General features: G+C 65.1%; 19 protein-coding genes. 10 read left to right on the forward strand and 9 right to left on the reverse strand.

The features are described 5' to 3' along the window. The first annotated feature begins 95 nt into the window (after nt 1–95). Together ABD050_RS13965 and mgrA are read left to right on the forward strand one after the other, a co-directional pair. On the forward strand, nt 96–1,988 hold the full coding sequence (locus ABD050_RS13965) for a glycoside hydrolase family 2 protein (RefSeq protein ID WP_343890004.1): 1,893 nt from the start codon (nt 96–98) through the stop codon (nt 1,986–1,988). A 36-nt stretch (nt 1,989–2,024) separates the two neighbouring features. Next, nucleotides 2,025–3,086: an L-glyceraldehyde 3-phosphate reductase gene (gene mgrA / locus ABD050_RS13970; protein WP_343890005.1), complete on the forward strand. Its 1,062-nt coding sequence runs from the start codon at nt 2,025–2,027 to the stop codon at nt 3,084–3,086. Between the two features lie 250 nt (nt 3,087–3,336). Here mgrA and ABD050_RS13975 read toward each other — a convergent pair whose 3' ends face one another. Next, nucleotides 3,337–3,588 (reverse strand): hypothetical protein, encoded by a 252-nt coding sequence (locus ABD050_RS13975; protein ID WP_343890006.1) that lies wholly within the window; start codon nt 3,586–3,588, stop codon nt 3,337–3,339. Between the two features lie 130 nt (nt 3,589–3,718). Beyond that, on the reverse strand, nt 3,719–5,104 hold the full coding sequence (locus tag ABD050_RS13980; protein WP_343890007.1) for a M20/M25/M40 family metallo-hydrolase: 1,386 nt from the start codon (nt 5,102–5,104) through the stop codon (nt 3,719–3,721). Between the two features lie 106 nt (nt 5,105–5,210). Here ABD050_RS13980 and ettA point away from each other — a divergent pair, with 106 nt between their 5' ends. Beyond that, nucleotides 5,211–6,890 (forward strand): energy-dependent translational throttle protein EttA, encoded by a 1,680-nt coding sequence (ettA, locus tag ABD050_RS13985; RefSeq protein ID WP_343890008.1) that lies wholly within the window; start codon nt 5,211–5,213, stop codon nt 6,888–6,890. A gap of 381 nt (nt 6,891–7,271) precedes the next feature. On the opposite strand, the gene ABD050_RS13990 is transcribed toward ettA, so the two are convergent. Both ABD050_RS13990 and ABD050_RS13995 read right to left on the reverse strand, forming a co-directional pair. Continuing rightward, nucleotides 7,272–7,844 (reverse strand): Uma2 family endonuclease, encoded by a 573-nt coding sequence (locus ABD050_RS13990; RefSeq protein ID WP_343890009.1) that lies wholly within the window; start codon nt 7,842–7,844, stop codon nt 7,272–7,274. A gap of 13 nt (nt 7,845–7,857) precedes the next feature. After that, on the reverse strand, nt 7,858–9,948 hold the full coding sequence (locus tag ABD050_RS13995) for an acyltransferase family protein (protein WP_343890010.1): 2,091 nt from the start codon (nt 9,946–9,948) through the stop codon (nt 7,858–7,860). Between the two features lie 101 nt (nt 9,949–10,049). On the opposite strand from ABD050_RS13995, the gene ABD050_RS14000 reads away from it, so the two are divergent. Then, complete coding sequence (locus ABD050_RS14000) at nt 10,050–10,496, forward strand: nucleoside deaminase (protein WP_343890011.1); 447 nt, start codon at nt 10,050–10,052, stop codon at nt 10,494–10,496. A gap of 87 nt (nt 10,497–10,583) precedes the next feature. Here the strand turns inward: ABD050_RS14000 and ABD050_RS14005 are convergent, their stop codons facing one another. The 5 genes from ABD050_RS14005 to ABD050_RS14025 form a co-directional block, all read right to left on the reverse strand. After that, nucleotides 10,584–10,910, reverse strand: a complete 327-nt coding sequence (locus ABD050_RS14005) for an acylphosphatase (RefSeq protein WP_343890012.1) — start codon at nt 10,908–10,910, stop codon at nt 10,584–10,586. Nucleotides 10,911–11,068: 158 nt separating this feature from the next. Then, complete coding sequence (locus ABD050_RS14010; protein ID WP_343890014.1) at nt 11,069–11,794, reverse strand: NYN domain-containing protein; 726 nt, start codon at nt 11,792–11,794, stop codon at nt 11,069–11,071. 83 nt (nt 11,795–11,877) lie between these two features. Then, entirely contained in the window at nt 11,878–12,105 is a 228-nt protein-coding gene (locus ABD050_RS14015; protein WP_343890015.1) for a hypothetical protein, read from the reverse strand. A 38-nt stretch (nt 12,106–12,143) separates the two neighbouring features. Next, nucleotides 12,144–12,638, reverse strand: a complete 495-nt coding sequence (locus tag ABD050_RS14020) for a GreA/GreB family elongation factor (RefSeq protein ID WP_343890017.1) — start codon at nt 12,636–12,638, stop codon at nt 12,144–12,146. Between the two features lie 82 nt (nt 12,639–12,720). Beyond that, a complete protein-coding gene (locus tag ABD050_RS14025; RefSeq protein WP_343890018.1) occupies nt 12,721–14,712 on the reverse strand; it encodes a lytic transglycosylase domain-containing protein in 1,992 nt (663 codons plus the stop codon). Between the two features lie 88 nt (nt 14,713–14,800). Here ABD050_RS14025 and dapA point away from each other — a divergent pair, with 88 nt between their 5' ends. From dapA to ABD050_RS14055, 6 genes are all read left to right on the forward strand, one after another. Further along, nucleotides 14,801–15,682, forward strand: coding sequence for a 4-hydroxy-tetrahydrodipicolinate synthase (gene dapA / locus ABD050_RS14030; RefSeq protein WP_343890019.1), 882 nt, complete (start codon nt 14,801–14,803; stop codon nt 15,680–15,682). A 50-nt stretch (nt 15,683–15,732) separates the two neighbouring features. Then, nucleotides 15,733–16,215 carry an SsrA-binding protein SmpB gene (smpB, locus tag ABD050_RS14035; RefSeq protein WP_343890020.1) on the forward strand — a complete coding sequence of 161 codons (483 nt, stop codon included), beginning with the start codon at nt 15,733–15,735 and terminating at the stop codon, nt 16,213–16,215. Next, the gene (locus ABD050_RS14040; RefSeq protein ID WP_343890021.1) at nt 16,202–16,768 is read left to right on the forward strand and encodes a DUF2062 domain-containing protein; all 567 of its coding nucleotides are present in this window, start codon (nt 16,202–16,204) and stop codon (nt 16,766–16,768) included. The genes smpB and ABD050_RS14040 overlap by 14 nt, the downstream gene beginning before the upstream one ends. Before the next feature lie 63 nt (nt 16,769–16,831). Next, a complete protein-coding gene (locus ABD050_RS14045) occupies nt 16,832–18,871 on the forward strand; it encodes a M13 family metallopeptidase (RefSeq protein ID WP_343890022.1) in 2,040 nt (679 codons plus the stop codon). A gap of 130 nt (nt 18,872–19,001) precedes the next feature. Further along, nucleotides 19,002–21,062: a M13 family metallopeptidase gene (locus ABD050_RS14050; RefSeq protein WP_343890023.1), complete on the forward strand. Its 2,061-nt coding sequence runs from the start codon at nt 19,002–19,004 to the stop codon at nt 21,060–21,062. 96 nt (nt 21,063–21,158) lie between these two features. Then, a complete protein-coding gene (locus ABD050_RS14055) occupies nt 21,159–23,573 on the forward strand; it encodes a hybrid sensor histidine kinase/response regulator (protein ID WP_343890024.1) in 2,415 nt (804 codons plus the stop codon). The last annotated feature ends 33 nt before the right edge of the window (nt 23,574–23,606 follow it).

Below are 23,606 nucleotides of genomic sequence, written 5' to 3' on the forward strand. Positions count from 1 at the left end.
AGAAGCATGTTAGCGGTCTCATATCCAACGATAAACGATAAGTTGGCCCTTGTCGCACATGGGAAGACGGGCCCGGCGCCGCGGGAGAGGGTGAAATGATGCGTCTCTGGAAAGCTTTCAGTCTCGCCGCGCTGCGGGTCCTCATGGTCGTCGCGGCAGCCCTTGTCGCGATGACCGCGCTGGAAGCGCAGCCCGCCCGGCCGCGGCCGCTGCTGGCGGCCGCTGACCTGCGCCCGAGCACGAGCCTCGACGGTCAGTGGAATTATTCGATCGATCCTTATCGGGATGGCATGGGCGGCTTTCACGGCGGCTCGGCGGGCACTGGGCACCGCCGCTATGACGATGTCGATGTCTCGGCAGTGACGGCAGCCGACCCGTTGGCGCTCTACGAATATGATCTCGATCATTCGCCGGTGGCGACCTTGCCTTCCTCCTGGCTGACGCACGATCCGACGATGCGCCATTATGAAGGGCTGGTCTGGTATCAGCGCCGCTTTGCGGCAGCGCCGATCGCCGGCATGCGGCAATTTCTCCGCTTCGGCGCGGTCAATTACAGCGCCGATGTCTATCTCAACGGCAGGAAGCTCGGCCATCACGAGGGCGGCTTCACGCCGTTCGCGTTCGAAGTGACCGGGCTTGTCCGCAAGGGCGACAACCGGCTCGTGGTCGGGGTGGATTCCGAGCGCAATCCGGCCAGCGTGCCGCCGCTGGTCACTGATTGGGAGAGCTATGGCGGCATCACCCGCAGCGTGAGCCTGATCGAGACGCCCGCTACCTATGTCGACGATGCCTGGATCCGGCTCGGCCGCGACGGTCGCATCGCGGTCGACGTCACGCTCGATGGGGCAGGGGCGGCTGGGCAGGCAGTCCGTTTCGCGATTCCGGCGCTTGGCCTGAAGCTCGACGGCCATACCGATGGTGCCGGCCGCTGGACCGCCCATATTCCCGCGCCGCGCGCACTTCATCGCTGGTCGCCCGACAGCCCGTCTCTGTACGACGTGACGGTCGAGGCCGGCGCCGATCATTGGCGCGACCGTGTCGGCTTCCGCACGGTGGAGGTGCGCGGCGCACGGATCCTGCTGAACGGCAGGCCGATCTTCCTGCGCGGCATCTGCATGCACGAGGAGGAGCTTGGTTCCGACCCGACCCGGGCCATCACCCCCGCTGCGGCCCGCGCCCTGCTGACCGAGGTGAAGACCGGGCTCCACGGCAATTTCGTCCGCCTCGCGCATTATCCGCACAGCGAGGTGACGACCCGGATGGCCGACGAAATCGGGCTGCTGCTCTGGAGCGAGGTGCCGGTCTATTGGCTGATCGCCTGGGATAATCCGGAGACGCTCGCCCGCGCCCGGGCGATGGTCGCCGAGAATATCCTGCGCGATCGAAACCGCGCGTCGATCATTCTGTGGAGCGTCGGCAACGAAACCCCGATCGGCGATGCCCGCAACGCCTTTCTCGGCACGCTCGCCGACGATGTGCGCACGCTCGATCCCGACCGGCTGGTGACTGCGGCTTTGCTGACCGGGCGCAAGGAACAGGACGGTCACGCGGTGATGGTGATGGCCGATCCACTGGTCGCAAAGCTCGATGTGATGGCGATCAACACCTATAATGGCTGGTACACGGGCGATGCCCTGGCCGATCTGCCGAAGATCGGCTGGCAAACCCCCGCCGACAAGCCGCTGATCTTCTCCGAGCTCGGCGCCGATGCGCTGGCCGGTTTTCACGATCCGGCGACGAAGCGGAAATTCTCCGAGGAATTCCAGGCTGATTATTACCGGCAGACGCTGGCGATGGCGGCGAAGATTCCGAATCTGGTGGGCATGTCGCCCTGGATCCTCAAGGATTTCCGGTCGCCGCGGCGCCAGCATCCGGTCTATCAACAGGGCTGGAACCGCAAGGGGCTGATCTCGGAAACCGGGCGCCGCAAACAGGCATTCGATATACTTGCGGCCTGGTATGCCGAGCGGGCAAAGGCCTTGCCCTGAAACCACCTGTCTCGCGCTTCATTCAGAGGATTTCCGATGCCCTATCCGATGCCCTATGTCGCTGACGGCGCGCGCTATGACGGCCGCATGCCCTATCGCCGCTGCGGAAGGAGCGGCCTCGATCTGCCGGCGATTTCGCTTGGCCTCTGGCAGAATTTCGGCGGCGAGGACGTGTTCGAGACAGGCCGGGCGATGCTGCGCCGCGCCTTTGATCGCGGCGTCACCCATTTCGATCTGGCGAACAATTATGGCCCTCCCTACGGCTCGGCGGAGGAGAATTTCGGCCGCGTCATGGCGGCCGATTTCGCAGGCCACCGCGACGAGCTGATCGTCTCGACCAAGGCGGGTTGGGACATGTGGCCCGGCCCTTACGGCGATGTCGGTGGCAGCCGCAAATATCTGATCGCGAGTTGCGACCAGAGCCTCAAGCGGATGGGGCTCGATTATGTCGATATCTTCTATTCGCACCGGGTCGACCCGAAGACGCCGCTCGAGGAGACGATGGGGGCGCTCGCCCATCTCCACCGGCAGGGCAAGGCGCTCTATGTCGGCATCTCCTCCTATTCGCCCGAACTGACCCGCCAGGCGGCGGCGATCCTCAAGGAAGAGCGGGTGCCGCTGCTGATCCATCAGCCGAGCTACTCGATGCTCAATCGATGGGTCGAAGACGGTCTGCTCGATACGCTGGAGGAGCTCGGCACCGGCTGCATCGCCTTTTCGCCGCTCGCCCAGGGGATGCTGACCAGCAAATATCTTGGTGGAGTGAGCGAGGACAGTCGTGCTGCAAAGTCAGGCTCGCTTTCGCGGCGGATGCTCTCGGATGACAATCTCGCGCGAATCAGAGCCCTGAACGCAATCGCCGGAAGGCGCGGTCAGACATTGGCACAGATGGCGATCGCCTGGGTGCTGCGCGATCCCCGGGTCACCTCGGCGCTGATCGGCGCGCGCACCGTCGAGCAACTCGACGATTCGCTCGATGCGGTGAAGCGGCTGGATTTCGATTCGGCTGAGTTTCGCGAGATCGATCAATATGCAGGCGAGGGCAGTATCGATCTGTGGAAGGTCTCGTCGACCCTGGGGACAGGGGAGGCGGCGTAGGATATTTTCCGCGAAGGCGCGAAGGCGCGAAGACGAGACGCGGCACGAAGCAATGTGTCGGTGCCGCGGCCGGCCAAAACGCTGCGCTCCTGCTATGCGGCACGTTTGCCGACGCACGCTTTTCGCAGCATTGCGTCACCATCACGACGCCGACGCTTCGACCGCATCGTGGCGACAAAAAGAAAAGGGCGCCCCCCGGAAGGGGCGCCCTCTTTCTCGTAATCCGTCCGGGCCGAAACCCGAAGGGAAATTACTGGCCGTTCTTCGCAGCAGCCGTCAGATTGTCCGACGCGGCGCTCATCGAGGCCGAGGCGTTCTCCATGGCGTTCGCGGCGGCCTCGTTGGTCGTCGCAGCGGCCATGTCGTCGATGTTGCTGGCGGTGTTGTCCAGCGTCGCAGCCATATCCGCCTCGTTGTTGGTGGCGGCAGTGTCGGCAGGCTTGTGGCAGGCGGCGAGCGACATCAGGCCGGCGGCGACGAGAACAAAGGCGATCTTCTTCATGCGGATGCTCCCAAGCATAGCAAAATTCGCGGCCAGCCCGATTGCTTACCACGAGGGGCTTTCCATAACGCAAGCGCGTCGCGCGTCAATCGCAATTCATCTGCTGGAAAGGTTAGGCCGCGGTTTTCCGTCATTTTTGGATCGAAACCGGCCCTAAATCCTCTGGTGCATCTGCGAAAACAGCCAGCATTGCCGTCCATGCGGCGACATTCTGGCGCAGCTGTTCGGGGTCGATCCGGTCGAGCGTATCCTCCGGCGTGTGGTGCCAGTCGAAGTAGCGCAGGCCGCTCTGGTTGAGGTTGATCGACGCCACACCGGTGGCGATTGTCGGCTCGACATCAGTGCCGTCGCCAGGTGCCGGGGCACCACGAATCACGCCGATCGGGTCGAGCGCGGCCGCGAGGCGATCGGCGATGCCCTTGGCATTGTCCGGCAAATTGGTCTGGAATCGCCACACCCGGTCGGCGCCGAAATCGGATTCCGCCGCAAGCGCATGGTGTTCGCCGGCATGTGCCTTGGCATAGGCAGCGCCGCCGAAGCCCCCGGTTTCCTCGTCGCCGAACCACACGACGCGGATCGTGCGCTTGTGCTTGCCCGATTCCATCAGCAGCTTGGCGGCCGCGGTGGTGATCGCGACGCCGGCCCCGTCGTCGATCGCGCCGGTGCCGAGATCCCAGCTGTCGAGATGGCCGCCGATCAGGATCACGCCCGCCAAAGGGTCGGTGCCGGGCACCTCGGCCACGACATTGCCCGAATCGCGCAGGCCGACCTGTTGCGGGGTAAGCAGCAGGTGAAGCGTCACCGGCTTGCCGCGCTTGACCATCCGCTCGAGATTCTCGGCATCGGCGACGGAGAGTGCCGCCGCCGGAATCGCCGTCACGCCGGGCTCGAACATCGTGACGCCGGCATGCGGCCCGCGGCCATGATCAGTGCCGATCGAACGGATGACGATCGCGCTCGCGCCCTTCTTTGCGGCGATGTTCGGCCCCGCGCGGCGCGCCTGGCCCTGGCTGCCATAGCTCGATCCGTCCATCGTCGGCTGCATCGAGTTGGAAACAAAGGCGATCTTGCCGGTCAGGCTGCCATCGGGCGCAGCGCGCAGATCGTCGAGGCTCGGGAAGAAGACAACCGGCAAGGTCAGCCCCTCGGGCGGCGTCGCGCCCGAATTGCCGAGCGCGGTCAGCCGCAACGGCTGCGGATAGGGTGACACCACTTCGCCGCTTTCCTGGCCGCGCACCCAGGTGTTCAATTGATAGGGTTCGATATGGACGTTCCTGAAGCCGAGGCTCTTGAGCTTCGCGACGGCCCAGTCACGCGCGCGCGCTTCCTGCGGCGAGCCGTCGGGGCGCGGGCCGATCTCGGTCGTGAGGCCTTCGACGACATCCCAGGCGACGCTGTCGGTCAGCGCTGCGTCGCGGAGCTTCGCCACCGGGTCGGCCGGTGCCGGGCGCTGGGCAAAGGCGGGCATGGCGAGGGCGGAGGCGGCAAGCGCCGCGAGAATTGGTTTTTTGATCATGGGAGGGCTGCGTAATCGGCAGCCGACGGTTTGCCAATCCGCGTTGCCATCGCTACATGCCCGCTCGAAATTCCCCGCATTCAAGCAAGACGGAGCTCGCGCAGCAATGGCCGTGCAGTACAGCTATGTGATGAAAGGTCTCACCAAGACCTTCCCCGGTGCCGCAAAGCCGGTGCTCAACAACATCCACCTCCAGTTCCTCGGCGACGCGAAGATCGCGATCATCGGTCCGAACGGCTCCGGCAAGTCGACCCTGATGAAGATCATGGCCGGCATCGATCCCGATTTCGTCGGCGAGGCCTGGGCCGCGGAGGGGATCAAGGTCGGCTATCTGGCGCAGGAGCCGCAGCTCGACCCCAGCAAGAACGTCATCGACAACGTCAAGGACGGGGTTCGCCCGATCGCCGACCTGGTCGATCGCTTCAATGCGATCTCGGCCGAGATGGGTGACCCCAAGGACGATACCGATTTCGACGCGCTGATGGAGGAGATGGGCGATCTCCAGGCCAAGATCGACGCGGTCGACGGCTGGAGCCTCGACAACCAGCTCGAGATCGCCATGGAGGCGCTGCGCTGCCCGCCCGGCGATTCGCCCGTCACCAACCTGTCGGGCGGCGAGAAGCGCCGTGTGGCGTTGTGCAAGCTGCTGCTCGAAAAGCCCAATATCCTGCTGCTCGACGAGCCGACCAACCATCTCGACGCGGAGAGCGTCCAGTGGCTCGAAAATTACCTCAAGGAATATACCGGCAACGTCATCCTGGTGACGCATGACCGCTACTTCCTCGACAATGTCGTCAACTGGGTGCTCGAGCTCGATCGCGGCCGCTATTACACCTATGAGAGCAACTATTCGGGCTATCTCGAAAAGAAGGTCAAGCGGCTCGAGCAGGAGGAGCGCGAGGAGCAGGGCAAGGCCAAGGCGATCGCCGACGAGCTCGCCTGGATGCGCCAGACCCCCAAGGCCCGCCAGACCAAGTCCAAGGCGCGTATCCGCGCGTTCGATGAGCTGATGGAGAAGCAGGAGAATCGTTCGGTCGGCAAGGCGCAGATCCTCATCCAGCTGCCCGAGCGCCTCGGCGGCAAGGTGATCGAGGCCAAGGGCCTGACCAAGGCCTATGGCGACAAGTTGCTGTTCGAGAATCTCGATTTCGTGCTGCCGCCGGGCGGCATCGTCGGCGTCATCGGTCCGAACGGCGCGGGCAAGTCCACCCTGTTCAAGCTGATCACCGGCCAGGAACAGCCCGACAGCGGCACGATCGAGGTCGGCCAGACGGTCAAGCTCGGTTATGTCGACCAGAGCCGCGACGACCTCAACCCGAACAACAATGTGTGGGAAGAGATTTCAGACAAGCTCGAAGTGTTCCGCTTCGGCAAGCAGGAACTCGGCACGCGTGCCTATGTCGGCGCGTTCAACTTCAAGGGCCAGGACCAGCAGAAGAAGGTCGGCCAGCTGTCGGGCGGTGAGCGCAACCGGGTCCATCTCGCCAAGATGCTGAAGGAGGGCGGCAACGTCCTCCTGCTCGACGAGCCGACCAACGATCTCGATGTCGAGACGCTGCGTGCGCTCGAAGAGGCTCTGGAGAGCTTCGCTGGCTGCGCCGTGGTCATCAGCCATGACCGCTTCTTCCTCGATCGCCTCGCAACCCACATCCTCGCCTTCGAGGGCGACAGCCATGTCGAATGGTTCGAAGGCAATTTCGAGAGCTATGAGGCTGACAAAAGGCGCCGGCTCGGCGATGCGGCCGACCGGCCGACGCGGTTGGCATACAAGAAGCTGACCCGATAATTCGGCTGATCGTCGATTCAACCATGGCCGGGATTGAGGAACGGTAGCGGCGGACTGGCGGTGTGTCGGTCCGCCGCTCTTTCGCATTGTCGGACAATGGTTTTCCCACGGTCGTGGCAGCGGTCCCGCTGTTCCGCCGCTGTTCCCCGCTGTTATGCCGGGCCGGCCCGCTGTTAATCCCCGCTGTTCCGCCGCTGTTTTTTGCTGTTCTTCGATAACAGCGGGAATAGCGGCAAGCCATTGAGAACAGAAGCCGATTTGGGCCGCAAATTCCCACATAACAGCGGCGAAAAATAAAAATCGGCGGGAACAGCAAAGAACAGCGAGAAGGCCGGACTCTGCCGGAAGCACGCGCGGCTCGAGGCAGGCCGGTTCACGCCGTCAAAGCGACGTCGTGCCGATGCTCAATCCCGTGATCGTCGCCGCATCGATCGGTTCGCCGAAGGCGATTTCCCGCCGCTCGGCATAGGCCTCGTCCGCTGGCGCCCACATCTGATGGATCAGCTTCGTGTTCACATCGGCCACCCAATATTCGGGAACCCCGGCGCGAGCGTAGATCACCGCCTTGCGCTTCAGGTCGCTGCTCACTGTCGTGTCGGAAATCTCGACAACCAGTGCGACGGATCCGACCGGGATCAGCCCTTCACCTCTCGGCTCGTTGGTCAGTACGATGTCCGGCTCGGGCGCATCATGGGCCGACAGGGCTATGCTCGCCTCGGTCAATGGCCGTAACACGGAACTCATGGCGCGTAGTGAGTCCCGCAGCGCGTCATAGAGTTCGGCTTTGGCAAGCGCATGCGGCCGATGTTGGGCGTTCACGAAATAGACCTCCCCCTCGATCAGCTCGGTCTTGCGATACGGCTCGAACGCACCCGATTCATCGAGCAGCAGATAATCCTCGACCCGCAGCTTCACCGGGAGCGGGGAGGTGTTGAGGGGCAGAAGCTCCGTCATGGTCGAGAGGATATCACGGCTGCCTTGATTTGCCACCATAGGGTGGCGTGACGCGCCAGAGAATGTCGTCGAGCGCGCCGACGACATAGCCGGCGCCCGGTCGTGATAAATGTTCGGGGTCGATATAATAGGGAATTCGCCCCTCACTGAACCGGCAGCGAGAGGGCGTACAGAGAATGTGCGAGACCGAGGCAAAAATGGCCCCCCGCACATCCTCGACAGCTTGCGGCACGATCAGCGCCCCGGTGTCGTCGATCGGCTCCACAAAGCGCAGGTCCACCTGGCCATCGGCGGGCGCGAAATCCGGGCTGAGCAACGCCTCGGCGGCGCGGCGGGCGGGCAGGAAGCTTGCCATGGCATGGCGCGCCGGGTTGAAGCGCAGATAGGGCACGTCGCCGAGGACGATCACCTTCTTGCCGGCAGCCGAGAGCCGGCGGATGGTGCGGCCGAGCGCGAGCCTCAGTTCGTCCTCGCTCGATCGGCCCGCCGCGCTGCCATCCCCTTCGACATAGGCGTCGCCCGCGGCGATCGCACTGGCGCCGAACGGGACCTGCCAGAATCCTGCGATCACCACGGTGCGAACCTGCGGGTCGCGCGCCACCGCGTCGATCGCGGCCTGGTTGTAGCGCGTGCATTCGCCGACATGGCCGGGGTGGTTCGGCATCGCGCGACTTGCGCCGAGCAAGGGCGGGCAGGAGGATTTGGTGAGCTGCTCGAAACCAAGCCCGTGGCGCTCCGCCGCTGTGCGAAGCGCGCCGCCCAGCGCCGCCGCGTGGCTGTCGCCGAGCAGCGCGAGACGAGGGCGGCGATCAAGCGTGACGCACGCGCCCGACAGGTTGGGCCGGTCCGCCCCATAGGGCGCGAGGCACGGGCCACCGCGGCTTTCCGCAAGGATCGACTCGATCCGGCGGGCATCGGGGTCCATCCGGCCCGACACGCCGTGCGTGGCATGGACAAGGGCAAGGGCGACCATTCCGACGCCGATCGCGGCACCATAGCGCCGGAGCTGGGCCCGATCCGAAAGGTGCCGGGTGCCGTGACGAAAGGGGCGCTCCACAAATCGCCAGGAGAGCCAGGCCGGCACCAGTGACAGCAGCGCAACGCTGGTCATTACCCCGACCGTGGGCGCCTCGGCCGCGCAGATCCGCACAAAGGCAAGCAGCGGCCAGTGCCAGAGATACCAGGAATAGGAGATGAGCCCGATTCCGACAAAGGGCCGTGAAGACAATAGCCGCCGATTGATGGTGCTGCGCTCGCTCAGGATCAGCGCCGCCGCACCCAGTGTCGGCAGCAGGGCGGCGATGCCCGGATAGGCGAGGCGCTGATCGAACAGCGCGATCGACGCGATCACCGCGGCCAGGCCGGCCCAGCCGAGTCCCTCCTGAAGCCGCTGCGCTATCGGCCGCACGCGGCTGGCCGCGAACAGCGCGAGCAGCACGCCGATCCCCAGCTCCCAGGCGCGTGCCGGCAGGAGATAGAAGGCTTCGCTCGGGAAGTGACTCGTGAGAAGGATCGAGAGCAGCAGCGAAACCAGGGTAATCCCAGCGATCGCCGGGCGCGTCGCGCGGGGGCTTATCCGGTCGAGCAGCAGGAGCAGCGGCGGCAGGAACAGGTAGAATTGCTCCTCGATGCCCAGCGACCAGGTCATCAGGAAGGGCTCGCCCCGGGCATCGGGCGAGAAATAGCCCGCGGTTGCCCAGAACCACAGGTTCGAGACGCCGGTCAGCGCGGCCGCCACGCTCGCTGCCAGCCGTCGCATCTCGGCGGGCCCGAGCAGGGCGAGGCCCAGCGCCACGGTCGCCGCCGCGACGGCGATCAGCGCCGGCAGGATGCGGCGGGCGCGCCGCGCGTAGAACGCAGCGAAGCTGAACCGCCCCGCGCTGATCTCCCGATCGACGATGCCGCCGATGAGGAAGCCCGAGATGACGAAGAAGATATCGACCCCGACAAAGCCGCCGCCGACCGTCGCGAGCCCGGTATGGAACAGGACGACCGAGGCGACGGCGATGGCACGCAACCCGTCTATGTCGGCGCGGTAGCGGGCGCCGGGCATGACGTCGCCTACCGCGACCGCAGGATTGAGCTTGCCGATCTCGATGTCCATTATCGCGCCTTAGACCCGCTTTGCTGGACAAATTGTTGACGTCAGCGGGTTTGGGAAACATTCGAGATGAGATCGCCAGCGGCCGAGCAGGATGACGTGCAATGACTGACCAGGATGCCCCGTTCGTCACCCGTTGCTACGAACTCGCGCTCGAGAGCTATACCGAAGGCGGCCTGCCGATCGGCTCGGTCCTCGTGCGCGACGGCCGGATCCTCGGCGAAGGCCATAACCGCCGCGTCCAGCAGGGCGATCCGATCGCGCATGGCGAGATGGATGCGTTGCGCAACGCCGGGCGCCTGCCGCACTATCGCGGCACGACCCTCTATACCTCGCTCAGCCCCTGCATGATGTGCGCCGGGACGATCGTTCAGTTCGGCATCCCGCGCGTCGTGGTCGCCGAGAACCGTAATTTCGGCGGCAATGAGGATTTCCTGCGCGAGCGCGGGGTGCGGGTCGATGTCGTTGACGATGCACGGTGCACCGCGCTGATGGCGCGTTTCATCGCCGAGCAGCCGGCCTTGTGGAACGAGGATATCGCCGAGGCGTGAGGATGCGCCCCGGCGCGTCGGCTGCTGCGTGCTCGCGCGGAAGATCGACGAGACGCCGCGGCCCGCGAAGATGGGCGCCTGCCCGGGTCAGGCCATTGCCCGACCTGACCCTGGCGAACTATGGACCGTGCCCGGCACCGAAGCCGTAAAGCGCTTGGTGAATCCCTTGGGCGGCTTTTCCTCGTCGGGCAGCGCCTCGACATGGTCGACGCGCGAATGCGGCGAGCCCTGGCGACACGCCTCGACCAGTGCGTTGGCCGCCTCGTCGTCGCCGGCGACAAGCACCTCGACCCGGCCGTCGGTCAAATTCCGGACCCAGCCGGTCACGCCCAAATCCCGCGCCTTGCACATCACCCAGTTGCGAAACCCGATATTCTGCACCTTGCCGCTTATGAAGATACGTTGCGTCGTCATTCAACTCACTCATTTCACGCGATCAAAGTCCCCCTCGGACCCTGTATCGCGGTCAGCCTAGCATGGGCTTGGGCGGTGGCACGGGGAGCGCACCGGATTCCGTCGCATTCAATGCAGCCTTTACCGTGAACTGCCCCGCTAACGGGATGAAAATCCGGCTATTTCATGCGGCGGACGAGCGCGCCGCCGTCGCGCCGGTCGACGACGAAGCCCGGCACTGCCTCGAACAGGTCGGACAGGCGCGAAAAGCCGTAGTTGCGCGCATCGAAGCTCGATCGGTTGCTGGCCCGCAGGCCGACTTCGCCGAGCGAGGCATAGCCGTCGGCGTCGCGCTTCGAGGCTTCATAGGCATCGACCAGCATCTTCACGACTTCGGGTTCGATGATGCCGCGGCTGTTGCGCCGCGGGGTCGGCGCTGGCGGCACGGGCGTGGGGGCCCTTTCGATCAGCGTGTCGACGTCGATGAAGCGGTTGCACGCCTCGCGAAAGCCCTCGGGCGTATTCGCGCGGCCGAAACCATAGACCTTGAGCCCGTCCTGTCGGATGCGGGTGGCAAGCGGCATGAAATCGCTGTCCGACGACATGATGCCGAAGCCGGTGATGCGACCGCTGGCGAGCAGGTCCATCGCGTCGATCGTCATCTTCATGTCGGTGGCGTTCTTCCCCTTGGTCAGGTCGAACTGCTGCTGCGGCTCGAGCGCGTAGCGCAAGGCGACCGTTTCCCAGCCTTTCAGCGTGGGCTTGGTCCAGTTGCCATAGACGCGCCGGACATTGACGGTGCCGAGATCGGAGAGTGCGGTCAGCACCGGGTCGATCGCGGTGTGCGAGGCATTGTCGGCGTCGATCAGCAGCGCGACATTGCCGGTGGGAAGGGGGTCTGACATCAGCGCAGCCTATACCGGCTTTACATCCCGCGATAGTCGATCACGATGCCGATGGGCGTCCCCCCCAACCGGGCCATGGGACCTCAGCGCGCGCGCGGTTTCCTGAGCGCGGCGTCGTTGTCGATGCTTTCCTGCTTTTCGACGCGCATATGGCCTTCCGGCTCAGCAACCGCCTGCTCCTCGGCGCGCGACCCGACATCGCGAGCGAGGTTGCCGCCGCTTGAGCCCGAGCCCGAAGGTGCGCGCTCAAGCCCTTCGATCAGCGCTTTGTCGTCGTGCTTGCGTGCCGCGGTAGTACGGGAGTTCTCCATCAGCCCTCTCCTCGCCCCGTAAACAGTCGAAACGTGCATCAGTTCCCCGACGCCGCAGGATAGTCGATGTCGAGCACCTCATATTCCTTTTCGCCGGCAGGGAGTGTGACGCGGCGGACATCGCCGACCGCCGCGCCGCGCAGCGCCCGGGAAAGCGGCGCGCTCCAGCCGATCCGCCCGGCGCCGGCATCAGTCTCGTCGTCGCCGACTAGGGTCAGCACGCGCTCGACATCATTCTCGTCGGCGATGGTGACGGTTGCGCCGAACCAGACCCGGCTGCGATCGGGCTGCGCCGCGGGATCGATCACCACCGCTGCCTTCATCCGCTTCGCCAGCCAGCCGAGCCGCCGGTCGATCTCGCGCAGCCGCTTGCGGCCATAGATATAGTCGCCATTCTCGGAGCGGTCGCCATTGCCCGCCGCCCAGGAGATCACCTCGACCAGCTTCGGCCGCTCGTCACCGAGCAGTGCGCCATATTCGCGGCTGAGCGCTGAATAGCCGGCAGGGGTGATGTAGTTGGGGTGGTCCATCATCCGCTACGTAACGGTGCGAGCCGGGGCCGTCATCCCAACAAAGGCGGGGTCTGGTAACCGGGCAGGCAAGAGGCCGTAAAGCTCAGCCCGGCTTGTTCTTCCCCAGATACCAGCTGAGACGGTTCGCCCCCTGCGAGCGAGAATGCTGCGGGTTCATCAGGTCGTAGACCACCGCATTCTCCAGTACGCGCTGCACATAGTTCTTGGTCTCGTAGATCGGGATCGCCTCGATCCAGTCGACGATGTCGACCCCCGGCGTGCGCGGATCGCCGTTCGCCCTGATCCACTTGTTCACATTGCCCGGCCCGGCATTGTACGCGGCCACCGCCAGCGGCCAGCTGTAATAGATGTTGTAGATATGCTGGAAATAGGTCGAGCCGACCATGATGTTGTAGTCGGTGTCGGTGGTCAGCGCGCCGGGATTGTAGCCGAGCCCCATCTTGGTCGAGACGTCGCGCGCGGTGCCCGGCATCAGCTGCATCAGCCCGCGCGCGCCGGCGTGGCTGACCGCGGCGCGGTTGAACTGGCTTTCCTGGCGCGCGATCGCGTGGATGATCGTCCAGCTGTCGTTGCTCGTGGCGGGCACGCGGACATTGGGGAAACCGACCGTGCTATATTCGCTGAGCCCGTTCTGCAGCGCGCTGCGCCCGACCATCACGCCGAGATCCGGACGGCCGAGGCTGCGCGAGAGCTCGGTCGCGAGCACATGATCGCTGTCGGTCTTGGCGTCGATCGCGATCTGGCGGACGAACGCGGTCTGGTCCTCCCAGTCGCCGGCGGTGCCGAGATATTGCGCGGCGCGCACCGTCTCGCGATTGTAGAAGGCAGTGCGCACGACGGGATCGACCGGCTTCATCAGCGGATCGCCCGGCGGGATCAGCGGCTCGCCGAGCCGCTCCATCGCGAGCTGGCCGTAGAACAGGTCGGGGAAGCCGGCGGCGCGGGCGTAATAGCCGTTCGCCTCATCGCGCCGCCCGGCTGCCTCGGCGGCGCGTCCGGCCCAGTACAGGCCCTTCGACTGGGTCGTCGGCGTCTTCGATCCGCCGGCATAGCGCAGGAACATGCCCGTCGCGTCCGAGGGCCGGCCGAGCTGCTTGAGTGCGGTCTGCCCGGCAAGCCACATCAGGCTCGTATAATTGTCGCGTTCGCCAAAGGGCTGACCCGATACGTCGGTGCCCGCCGGATAGGCGTCATCGACCTGGCGGGCGATATCGAAAGCAGTCGAATATTGCGCATCGGCGGCGGCACCGCGCGCATTGGTCAGCAGTACCTCGAACCAGTCCTCGACATCGCCGGGCCGCGAGGTGAGCGCCTGGCGGCGTGCAAGCAGGCTCCGCGCGCTCGGCGTGGCGCCATTGTTGCGGAACCACGTGGCACGATCGGCGAGATAGCCGGCATCGCCGGCACCCATCGCTTCGGTCGCTGCGGCCAGGTCGGCTGCGTTGGCCGCGTTGGTGCGAAAGGCGAGCCGCGCCTCGAACAACGGCCGTTTGCTCGGGCTGACGAGAGCGAGCTGGCGCTGGGCCGACTGGATCGAGCCCTGCCACAACAGCATGTCCATGCGCGCGTCGTGATCGGCCAGAGTCAGCGCGCTCGAGAAATTGCCGATCATCCGCGTCTCGTCGGATGGGCTGAGCGTGCCTGAAACCCAGGCCTTTTCAGCGGCGAGCCTCGCCTCCGCCTGTGCGCCGCTGGCCCAGAGCGCATCAGCGAAGCGAACCTTGCCGGCGGCGGTCAGGGGCGGAAAGCGCCGGAAATAGGCGACGGCGGTCGAGGTCGACCAGCTGCCACCCGTCAGCGCATTCTCAGCGTTGCGCCGCAGGCTCATTTCGTTCGGCCAACCCGGATGTGCGAGCAGGAAGCGCGCATAGGTGTCGAACGGATAGGCCGAGCCGCCCTGGAGCGACTTCCACTGAGCGATCGTCGACGAAAGCGCGCTGTTGGCGGCCGCCGATCCTTCAAGCGCTTGTTGTGCCCGGCCCCAGCCGAGCTGATCCTGCGCTACGTTCGACGTTACGGCGAGGCCGGAAACGCCGGCAAGCAGGAGCCCCGATTTGATCAAGGACGGTATCATATGGACAGGATATGCCAGCCGCTTCTATCTGTCTCGGTCAAAATAACAAAAAACGACGGGATTTGCGTCCCGCAGGAGCATATTAGCCATGTTTTCGGGATCGATCCCGGCGCTCGTCACGCCGTTCGCTGAGGACGGCGCTTTCGTCGAAAGCGCCTATCGCGATTTCATCGAGTGGCAGATCGCCGAAGGCTCGACCGGCCTGGTGCCGGTCGGCACCACCGGCGAAGCCGCGACGCTCAGCGCCGAGGAGCATTTCCATGCAGTGCGCGTCTGTGTCGACCAGACGAAGGGCCGGGTGCCGGTGATCGCCGGCGCCGGATCGAACGACACGCGGGTCGCGATCCAGAACATCAGGGCCTCGAAGGATGCGGGTGCGGACGCGGCGTTGATGGTGCCGCCTTATTACAACCGTCCCAACCAGGAGGGCATCTTCCGTCATTTCGAGGCGGTGGCGAACAGCTGCGACCTGCCGATCGTCCTCTACAATGTGCCCGGCCGCACCGTGACGGATATCCATGTCGAGACGATGGGGCAGCTGGCCAAGGCCTTTCCGAGCATCGTCGGCGTCAAGGATGCGACCGGCGTGATCCAGCGCGTCTCGGCGCAGCGCGCCGCGTGCGGCAAGGATTTCTGCCAGATCTCGGGCAATGACGACATGGCGCTTGCGTTCAACGCGACCGGGGGCAGGGGGTGCATCTCGGTAACCGCCAATGTCGCGCCGCGGCTGTGCGCCGAATTCCAGGCAGCGTGTCTTGCCGGCGATTATGCCAGGGCGCTCGACTATCAGGACCGCCTGTTCCCGCTGCACATGGCGCTGTTCACGGATGCCTCGCCGGGCCCGATCAAATATGCGCTGAGCCGGGTAAGGAAGGATTTTCCCAGGGCGCTCCGCCTGCCGATGACCTGGCCCGGCGAAGCGAGCCAGCGTGCGGTGGATGCGGCGCTTGAGGTGGCGGGACTTCTTTAGCTCCGCCGAGCTTCCCTTCCGCGCCCCTCGCGCCTACATCGCCCGGTCTTATGGCTCGTCCCAAACCGCCCATCTTCGAGAAAACCAAGATCGTCGCCGAGAACCGGCGCGCGAAGTTCGATTATGCGATCGACACCGTCTATGAGGCGGGCATCGCGCTCACCGGCACCGAGGTGAAGTCGCTCCGCGCCGGCCAGGGCTCGATCGCCGAAAGCTATGCCGAGGTGAAGGACGGCCAGGTCTGGCTGATCAATTCGAACCTGCCGGAATTCAGCCATGGCAACCGCTTCAACCATGAGCCGAAGCGGCCGCGCAAATTGCTGCTGCACGAGCGCGAGATCAACCGGATGCACGGCGCCGTCGCGCGCGACGGGATGACGCTCGTGCCGCTGATGATCTACTTCAACTCCAAGGGCCGCGCCAAGGTCGAGATCGCGCTCGCCAAGGGCAAGAAGGCGCATGACAAGCGCGAATCGATCAAGGAGCGCGACTGGCAGCGCGACAAGGCGAGGTTGATGCGTGACCGCGGCTGACTCAGCGAAACCGACCGGACCATTCGCCCGCGCCTCGGACTGGGCGCGCGGACACGTGCCGACGCGCGAAACGATCGAGGCCAACCGTTTCCTGCGCCCCGTGGCGCACCGGATTCTCGTGCCGGCGCTGTGGCGCTTCCACCGCCGTTCGGTGCCGCGGGGCGTCGCGCTCGGCATCCTTGCCGGCATCTTGTTCCCGTTCGCGCACATGGCGCTGGCGGCGGTGCTTGCGCTGCCGCTGCGTGCGAACGTGCCGACCGCGGTCGGCACCACGCTGATCAACAATCCGGTCACCTTCGTGCCGATCCTCGCTACGGCCTACAGGCTCGGTCATTGGGTGCTGCGGCTCGACCATCAGGTGCCCGGTCATCCGCTCGTGACCAACGTCAAGGCAAATTCGGGCTGGCTCCACTGGGTGGTGGCGCAGGGCGGGCCGGCAACGATCGTCGGGCTGGTGCTGATCGCGGTGACTCTGTCGATCATCGGCTATGGCGTGACCAGCCTGATCTGGCGGCTGAGGATCGCTCGCAAATGGCGCAATCGTCGCAGCTGATACCAGTTTGACTAGGCGTCTTACCGGCGTAGAACACGCGGCACCACGAAGCCGGAGTCGCCCATGAAACGCTCGCTCGCCGCCTTGTTGCTGTCCGCCACGATCCTGACCAGCTATGCCGGTTACGCCGCCTCGCAAGCCGGAGCGCAGGTTTCTTCGCCCGCCAAGCCCACATTTGGCGATTTCGGCGTCGACGAAGCCGGCATGGACAAGAGCATCGCGCCCGGCGACGACTTCTACGGCTATGTGAACGGCACCTGGTCGAAGAACACCCCGATCCCCGCCGACAAGGCCAATTATGGCGCGTTCGACGCGCTCCAGGACCTCTCGCGCGAACGCACCCACGGCATCCTCGAAGCGCAGCGCGCTGATCCCAATTCGAAGATCGGCGCCGCCTATGCCGCTTTTCTCGATACCGCGGCGATCGAGGCAAAGGGGCTCGCGCCGATCAAGCCCTGGCTTGCTCGCATCAAGAGCGTCAACTCAAAGGCCGATTATGCCGCCCTGGTCGCCGAGGCGGATCGCATGGGGGTGGCCGTGCCGTTCGGCGCCGGCATTAGCCAGGACGCCAAGGACCCGGAGCACTATGCGTTGCAGATGCGCCAGGCGGGCCTCGGCCTTCCCGACCGCGATTATTATCTCGGCGTGAACCCCAAGCTGACAGAGGCAAAGGTCGCCTACCAGGCGCATCTCGCGCGGATGCTCACGCTCGCTGGCGAGCCTGACGCGGAAGCACGCGCCCGGGCGATCGTCGATTTCGAGACCGAGATTGCCAAGGCGAGCTGGACCAACATTCAGAACCGCGATGCCGACAAGACCTATAACAAGATGGCGGTCGCCGATCTCGCCCGGACTGCGCCCGGCTTCGATTTCGTTACCTATTTCAAGCTGATCGGTACGCCGGTCGACACAGTGATCGTCGCGCAACCGAGTGCGGTGACGGCTATCGCCGGCCTGATCGGCGGCGCGCCGATCGCCGTGCTGCGCGACCAGCTCCTGGTCCGCTCGCTCGACGGCTTTGCGCAGGTGCTGCCTGCGGCGTTCGACACCGAGCATTTCGCCATGTTCGGCACCGTCATCTCCGGCACGCCGCAGCAGGAGGACCGGTGGAAGCGCTCGGTGGATTACACCAGCCGCATCCTCACCGACGATGTCAGCAAGCTCTATGTCGCCAAATATTTCCCCCCCGAAACCAAGGCGGCTGCCGACGCGCTGGTGAAGAACATCATCGCGGCGATGAACGCGCGGATCGACAAGCTCGACTGGATGAGCCCGGAAACCAAGATCAAGGCGCACGCCAAGCTCGCCGCCTTCACGCCGCGGATCGGTTATTCCACCCAGTGGCGGGATTATTCGGCACTGCAGATCGTGCCCGGCGACGCCTTCGGCAATGCGGTGCGCGCCAACCTATGGGCGCATAATTACAATATCGGCAAGCTCGGCAAACCGATCTACCGGTGGGAATGGGGAATGACCCCGATGACGGTGAACGCCCAGGCCAATCCGACATTGGTCGCGATCACGTTCCCGGCGGCGATCCTGCAGCCGCCCTTTTTCGATCCCAAGGCCGATCCCGCGGTCAATTACGGCGGCATCGGCGCGGTGATCGGGCATGAGATGAGCCATCATTTCGACGACCAGGGCGCCAAGTTCGATCTCCATGGCCAGCTCACCGACTGGTGGACGCCAGCTGATGTCGCGAACTTCAAGAAGCGTACCGACGCGCTGGTGGCCGAATATGACGCCTATGAGCCGCTACCCGGCATGCATTTGAAGGGCGCGCTGACGCTCGGCGAAAATACCGCCGATCTCGCCGGACTGAGTGCCGCCTATGATGCCTATCATGCCTCGCTGGGCGGCAAGCGCGCGCCGGTAATCGACGGTTATACCGGCGACCAGCGTTTCTATCTCGGCTGGGCGCAGGTCTGGCGGCGCAGCTACCGCGAGGCTGACATGCGCAACCGGCTGCTCACCGACCCGCATGCGCCTTCGCAGCAGCGCGCCTGGATCGTGCGCAATCTCGATCCCTGGTACGCCGCGTTCAAGCCCAGGCCGACCGACAAATTGTACCTCGCGCCGGCGCAGCGGGTGCGGATCTGGTAAGGTACTCCCGCCCATGGGCGCCCCATGTCGCGAAGACGCGGGGCGCCGGCCCAGATCGTCACTTTCGATACTAAATTGACTGAGCGCGTGAGCCAGGTACAACGCTCCGATCTCCCCAGAAGGATATTTTATGCGTCGTTCGATTCTCGTTCTGTCGTTGCTTGCCACCGCCGCCTTTGCCGGCGTTTCCCATGCCGGGAAGGCGCCCGCAAAATCCGCGGTGAAACCTGCAGCGCAGGCGCCGGCCGCGAAACCCCAGATCGGCACCTTCGGCCTCGACGAGACCGGCTTCGATCGCACGATCAAGCCTGGCGACGATTTTGCCGCCTTTGCCGGCGGCGATTGGGTGAAGCGCACCGAGATTCCCGCGGATCGCGCGTCCTACGGGATGTTTCATGTTCTCCAGGATCTCTCGCTGGAAAGGACGCGCACGATCCTCGAAGCCGCATCGGCAACGCCAGGCGACAAGATCGGCGATTTCTATGCGAGCTTCATGGATGAGAAGGCCGCTGATGCGAAGGGCATTACCCCGGTGCAGCCATGGCTTGGGGAGATCAAGGCTGCCGGCGACCGAACGGCCATCGCAGTGGAAATGGCCAAGCTGCAGCGTCGCGGTGTCGGCGGGCTGTTTGGCCTGAACGTCGGCCAGGACGACAAGGCGCCGGACCAGTATATCGTCAATGTCTATCAAGGCGGGCTTGGTCTGCCCGATCGCGACTATTACCTGAAGGATGACGCCAAGCTGGCGCAGATCCGCACGCAATATCAGGCCTATCTCGCGCAGATGCTGACGCTGATAGGCGAGGCCAATGCCGAGGCGCGTGCGGCCGCGATCTTCAACATGGAAAAGAACCTCGCGACGGCGCATTGGACCCGCATCGAATCGCGCGATGCCGACAAGACCTACAACAAATGGAGCTTTGCCGATTTCGAGGGCAAGGCCCCGGGCTTTCCCTGGGCTGCCTATGCCGGTGCGGCCGGCGTTTCCGGCCAGGCCAGTTATCTTGTCGGCATGCCCAGCGCGGTCACCGGGGAAGCGAAGGTCTTCGCCGATACGCCGATCGCTGTGCTGCAGGATTATATGATGGTTCGGGTCCTGCGCTCCTATGCGGGATATCTCTCGAAGCCGATCAATGACGCGAACTTCGCCTTTTACGGAACGATCCTGACCGGCGCGCCGCAGCAGCCGTTGCGCTGGAAGCGCGCGGTCGGGACGGTCGGGCAGGGTCTCGGGGAGGCGGTCGGCGAGCAATATGTCGCGCGCTATTTTCCGCCGGAATCCAAGGCTGCGGCGGATAGCCTCGTCAAGAACATCATCGCCGCGATGGGCGCCCGCCTCGACAAGCTCGAGTGGATGGCGCCGGAAACCAAGGTGAAGGCGCATGCGAAGCTCGCCGCCTTCACGCCGAAAATCGGCTATCCCGCGAAATGGCGCGACTACAGCAGCTTGACCATCAGTCGCGACGATCTGGTCGGCAACGTCGCCGCCGCCAATGCGTTCGAATATCAGCGAGGCCTCAACAAGCTCGGCAAGCCGATTGACCGGGGCGAGTGGGGAATGACCCCGATGACGATCAACGCCTATGCCAATCCGGTGATGAACGAGATCGTGTTCCCGGCCGCTATCCTGCAGCCGCCCTTTTTCGATGCAAAGGCGGATCCGGCGATCAACTATGGCGGGATCGGCGTCGTCATCGGTCATGAGCTGAGCCATCACTTCGACGACCAGGGACGGAAATACGACGCGACCGGCAAGCTCACTGAATGGTGGACACCGGAGGACGTGAAGCGCTTCACCGCGCTCACCGACAAGCTGGTAAAGCAATATGACGCCTATGAACCGATTCCCGGCCAGCATATTCAGGGCGGGCTGACCCTGGGCGAGAACATGGCTGATCTCGCTGGTCTCGCGGTTGCCTATGATGCGTATCACCGGTCCCTGCATGGCAAGCCTGCGCCCATCATCGATGGGCTGACCGGCGATCAGCGCTTCTACCTCGGCTATGCTCAGGTCTGGCGGATCAAATTCCGGGAGCCGGCGCTGCGGTCGCAGCTTCTGACGGATCCGCATTCGCCGGGAGCTTTCCGCACCGCTGAGGTGCGCAACATCGATGCCTGGTACGCAGCGTTTGGCGCCAAGCCGGGTGACGCGATGTATCTCGCGCCGGCCGACCGAGTCAGGGTCTGGTAATTGCCGCGTTGAGTCGCGGGGCGATGCGGGGCAGGTGATTCACCTGACAGTGCGCTAACCCCTTGACGCCTCCGGCACATCGCCCAAAGCAAGGCGATGGCCAGCTTGCCCGTTTCCAGCGCCTCGACGCTCTCGCCCGCACGCGGCGCCGCGCTGATCGCCGGCGCGTGCGGGCTCGGTGCCGCACTGGTGATCCTAGCCGCGACGCGCAGCCCAGCCATCGCCGGCGGCTTCCTGGCGAGCGGCCTGCTGATCGTCGGCGGGCTGCTGCTGTTCCGCCGGCTGTTCCCGCCCGGCCGCGCGGAAGCCGCCGAGCCTGACTGGAGCGTGGCTCGGACACTGGCTGCGAGCAGCCCGGAAGCGGTCGCGATCACTGATCGCGCCGGCCGCCTCGTCTGCGCCAATGATCGTTACGAGGCGCTGTTCGCCGGTTTCCCAACCCCACCCGGCCTGCCGATCGACGAGACCGGGGTCGCCAGGCTCAGCGCCGCTGGCCGCACTGCCTGGCGTGACGGCGCTGCCTCGATCGACCGGCTGCTTGCGCGCGGCACGTCGCTCGAGGCCAAGATCGAGCGGGCCGGGGCAGATGACGACCTGCTCGTCTGGCGCTTCCGCGGTGCCGAGGGGCTCGATCTCGGCGCCACCGTCGAAGCCGTGATTGCCGGCCCGACCGGAGACCGCCTCGCCGCCGCTGGCATCATGGCAGCGCTGATTGCCCCGGACGGCCGCATCCGTGCGGCCAATCGGGTGCTTCGCGCTCGGGCAATGGGACATGAGGAGGGGGCGGTGCAGGGCCGCGACTTCGCCCGCTTCCTGATCACCGACAGCCATGGTCTGGTCCGCTTCGAGCGTGAGGGACTGACCGGGGCGCCCCTGCGCGTCCTCCAGATCCCGTTCCTCGACGGCGAGGACGCGCCGATGCTCGTCGTCCTGCTCGACGAGGAAGGTGGCGCGAGCGAGCCGGCGATCGGCGCGAGCGCGGCGGCGCATGTCCGCAGCCTTGTTTCGCTGATGCCCTTCGGCATGGCGCTGGTCGATCGCGACGGCCGTTTCCTGCAGATGAACGACGCGTTCGCGCGCGCCGCCCAGGTCGATGTGGCGTCGCCGCCGCTCTATCCCGGCGACCTGCTGGTGAAGGAGGATAAGGGCGTGGTTGCCGACGCAATCCGCCGCTTCGCCAATGGCGCGACTCATTCGACTGATCTCGCTGTCCGCCTCAAGGATCATCCCGATGAACCGGTCGCCCTTTCGATCGCCGGCGCGCGGGGGCTGGGCGATGCCGCGGTGCTGCTCAGCCTGAAGGACAATAGCGAGGAGACACGCCTCAAGCGTGAGGTCGCGCAGGCGACCAAGATGCAGGCGGTCGGCCAGCTGGCCGGCGGCGTCGCGCATGATTTCAACAACATATTGACCGCGATCATCGGGCATTGCGACCTGATGCTGATGCGCCATTCGCCCGGCGACAGCGATTATGACGACATCCAGCAGATCCGTGCCAATTCGAATCGCGCCGCGAGCCTGACCCGCCAGCTGCTCGCTTTCTCGCGCCAGCAGACCCTGGTGCCGCAGATCCTACAGCTGCCCGACGTCATCTCCGAGGTCTCGACTCTGCTCAAGCGCCTGCTCGGCGAGACGGTGACGCTGACCGTCAAGCATGGCCGCAATCTCGGGCCGGTCCGTGCCGATCCCGGCCAGCTCGAGCAGGTCGTCGTCAACCTCGCGGTCAATGCCCGCGACGCGATGCTGGCGAAGGACCCGCGCGGCGGCGGCACGCTGTCGATCCAGACCATGGCGGTCACCTCGACCGATGTGCGCAAGATGGGATCGGACATCCTGCCGATCGCCGACTATGTCGCGCTGGAAATCGCCGACACCGGCGGCGGCATCCCGCCGGAGATCATCGGCAAGATTTTCGAGCCCTTCTTCACCACCAAGGAAGTCGGCAAGGGCACCGGCCTCGGCCTCTCCACCGTCTATGGCATCGTCAAGCAGTCGGGTGGCTATATCTTTGCCGACAATCACGATCAGGGGGGACGTGATCAGGGCGCCGTCTTCAGCATCTATCTGCCGGTCCACGCAACGCCCCAACCCGCAAAAAAGGGGTCGATGCCGGCGCTGACCCGGGACAAACCTACTGATCTCTGGGGCACCGGCACGATCCTGCTCGTCGAGGATGAAGACATGGTCCGCGCCGTCGCCGAGCGCGCGCTGACCCGCCAGGGCTATACCGTGCTCACCGCCGAGAATGGCGAGGTCGCGCTTGATCTGCTGGCGCGGAACGACCGGCCTGACTTGCTAATCTCCGATGTCGTCATGCCGGTAATGGACGGGCCGACCATGGTCCGCCAGGTGCGGGCGCGCTATCCCGATCTGCCGATCCTGTTCATGTCGGGCTATGCCGAGGAGCATCTGCGCCGCTCGATCGATCTCGACAATGTCTCTTTCCTCGCCAAGCCCTTTTCAGTCCAGCAGCTTGCCGAGGCGGCGCGCGGCGCATTGAATGCGAAATGACTTGGCGCTACGGCGGCGCTGAGACTAAGGGGC

The organism is Sphingomonas oligophenolica (genome assembly GCF_039522915.1).
Classification (GTDB): Bacteria; Pseudomonadota; Alphaproteobacteria; order Sphingomonadales; family Sphingomonadaceae; genus Sphingomonas; species Sphingomonas oligophenolica.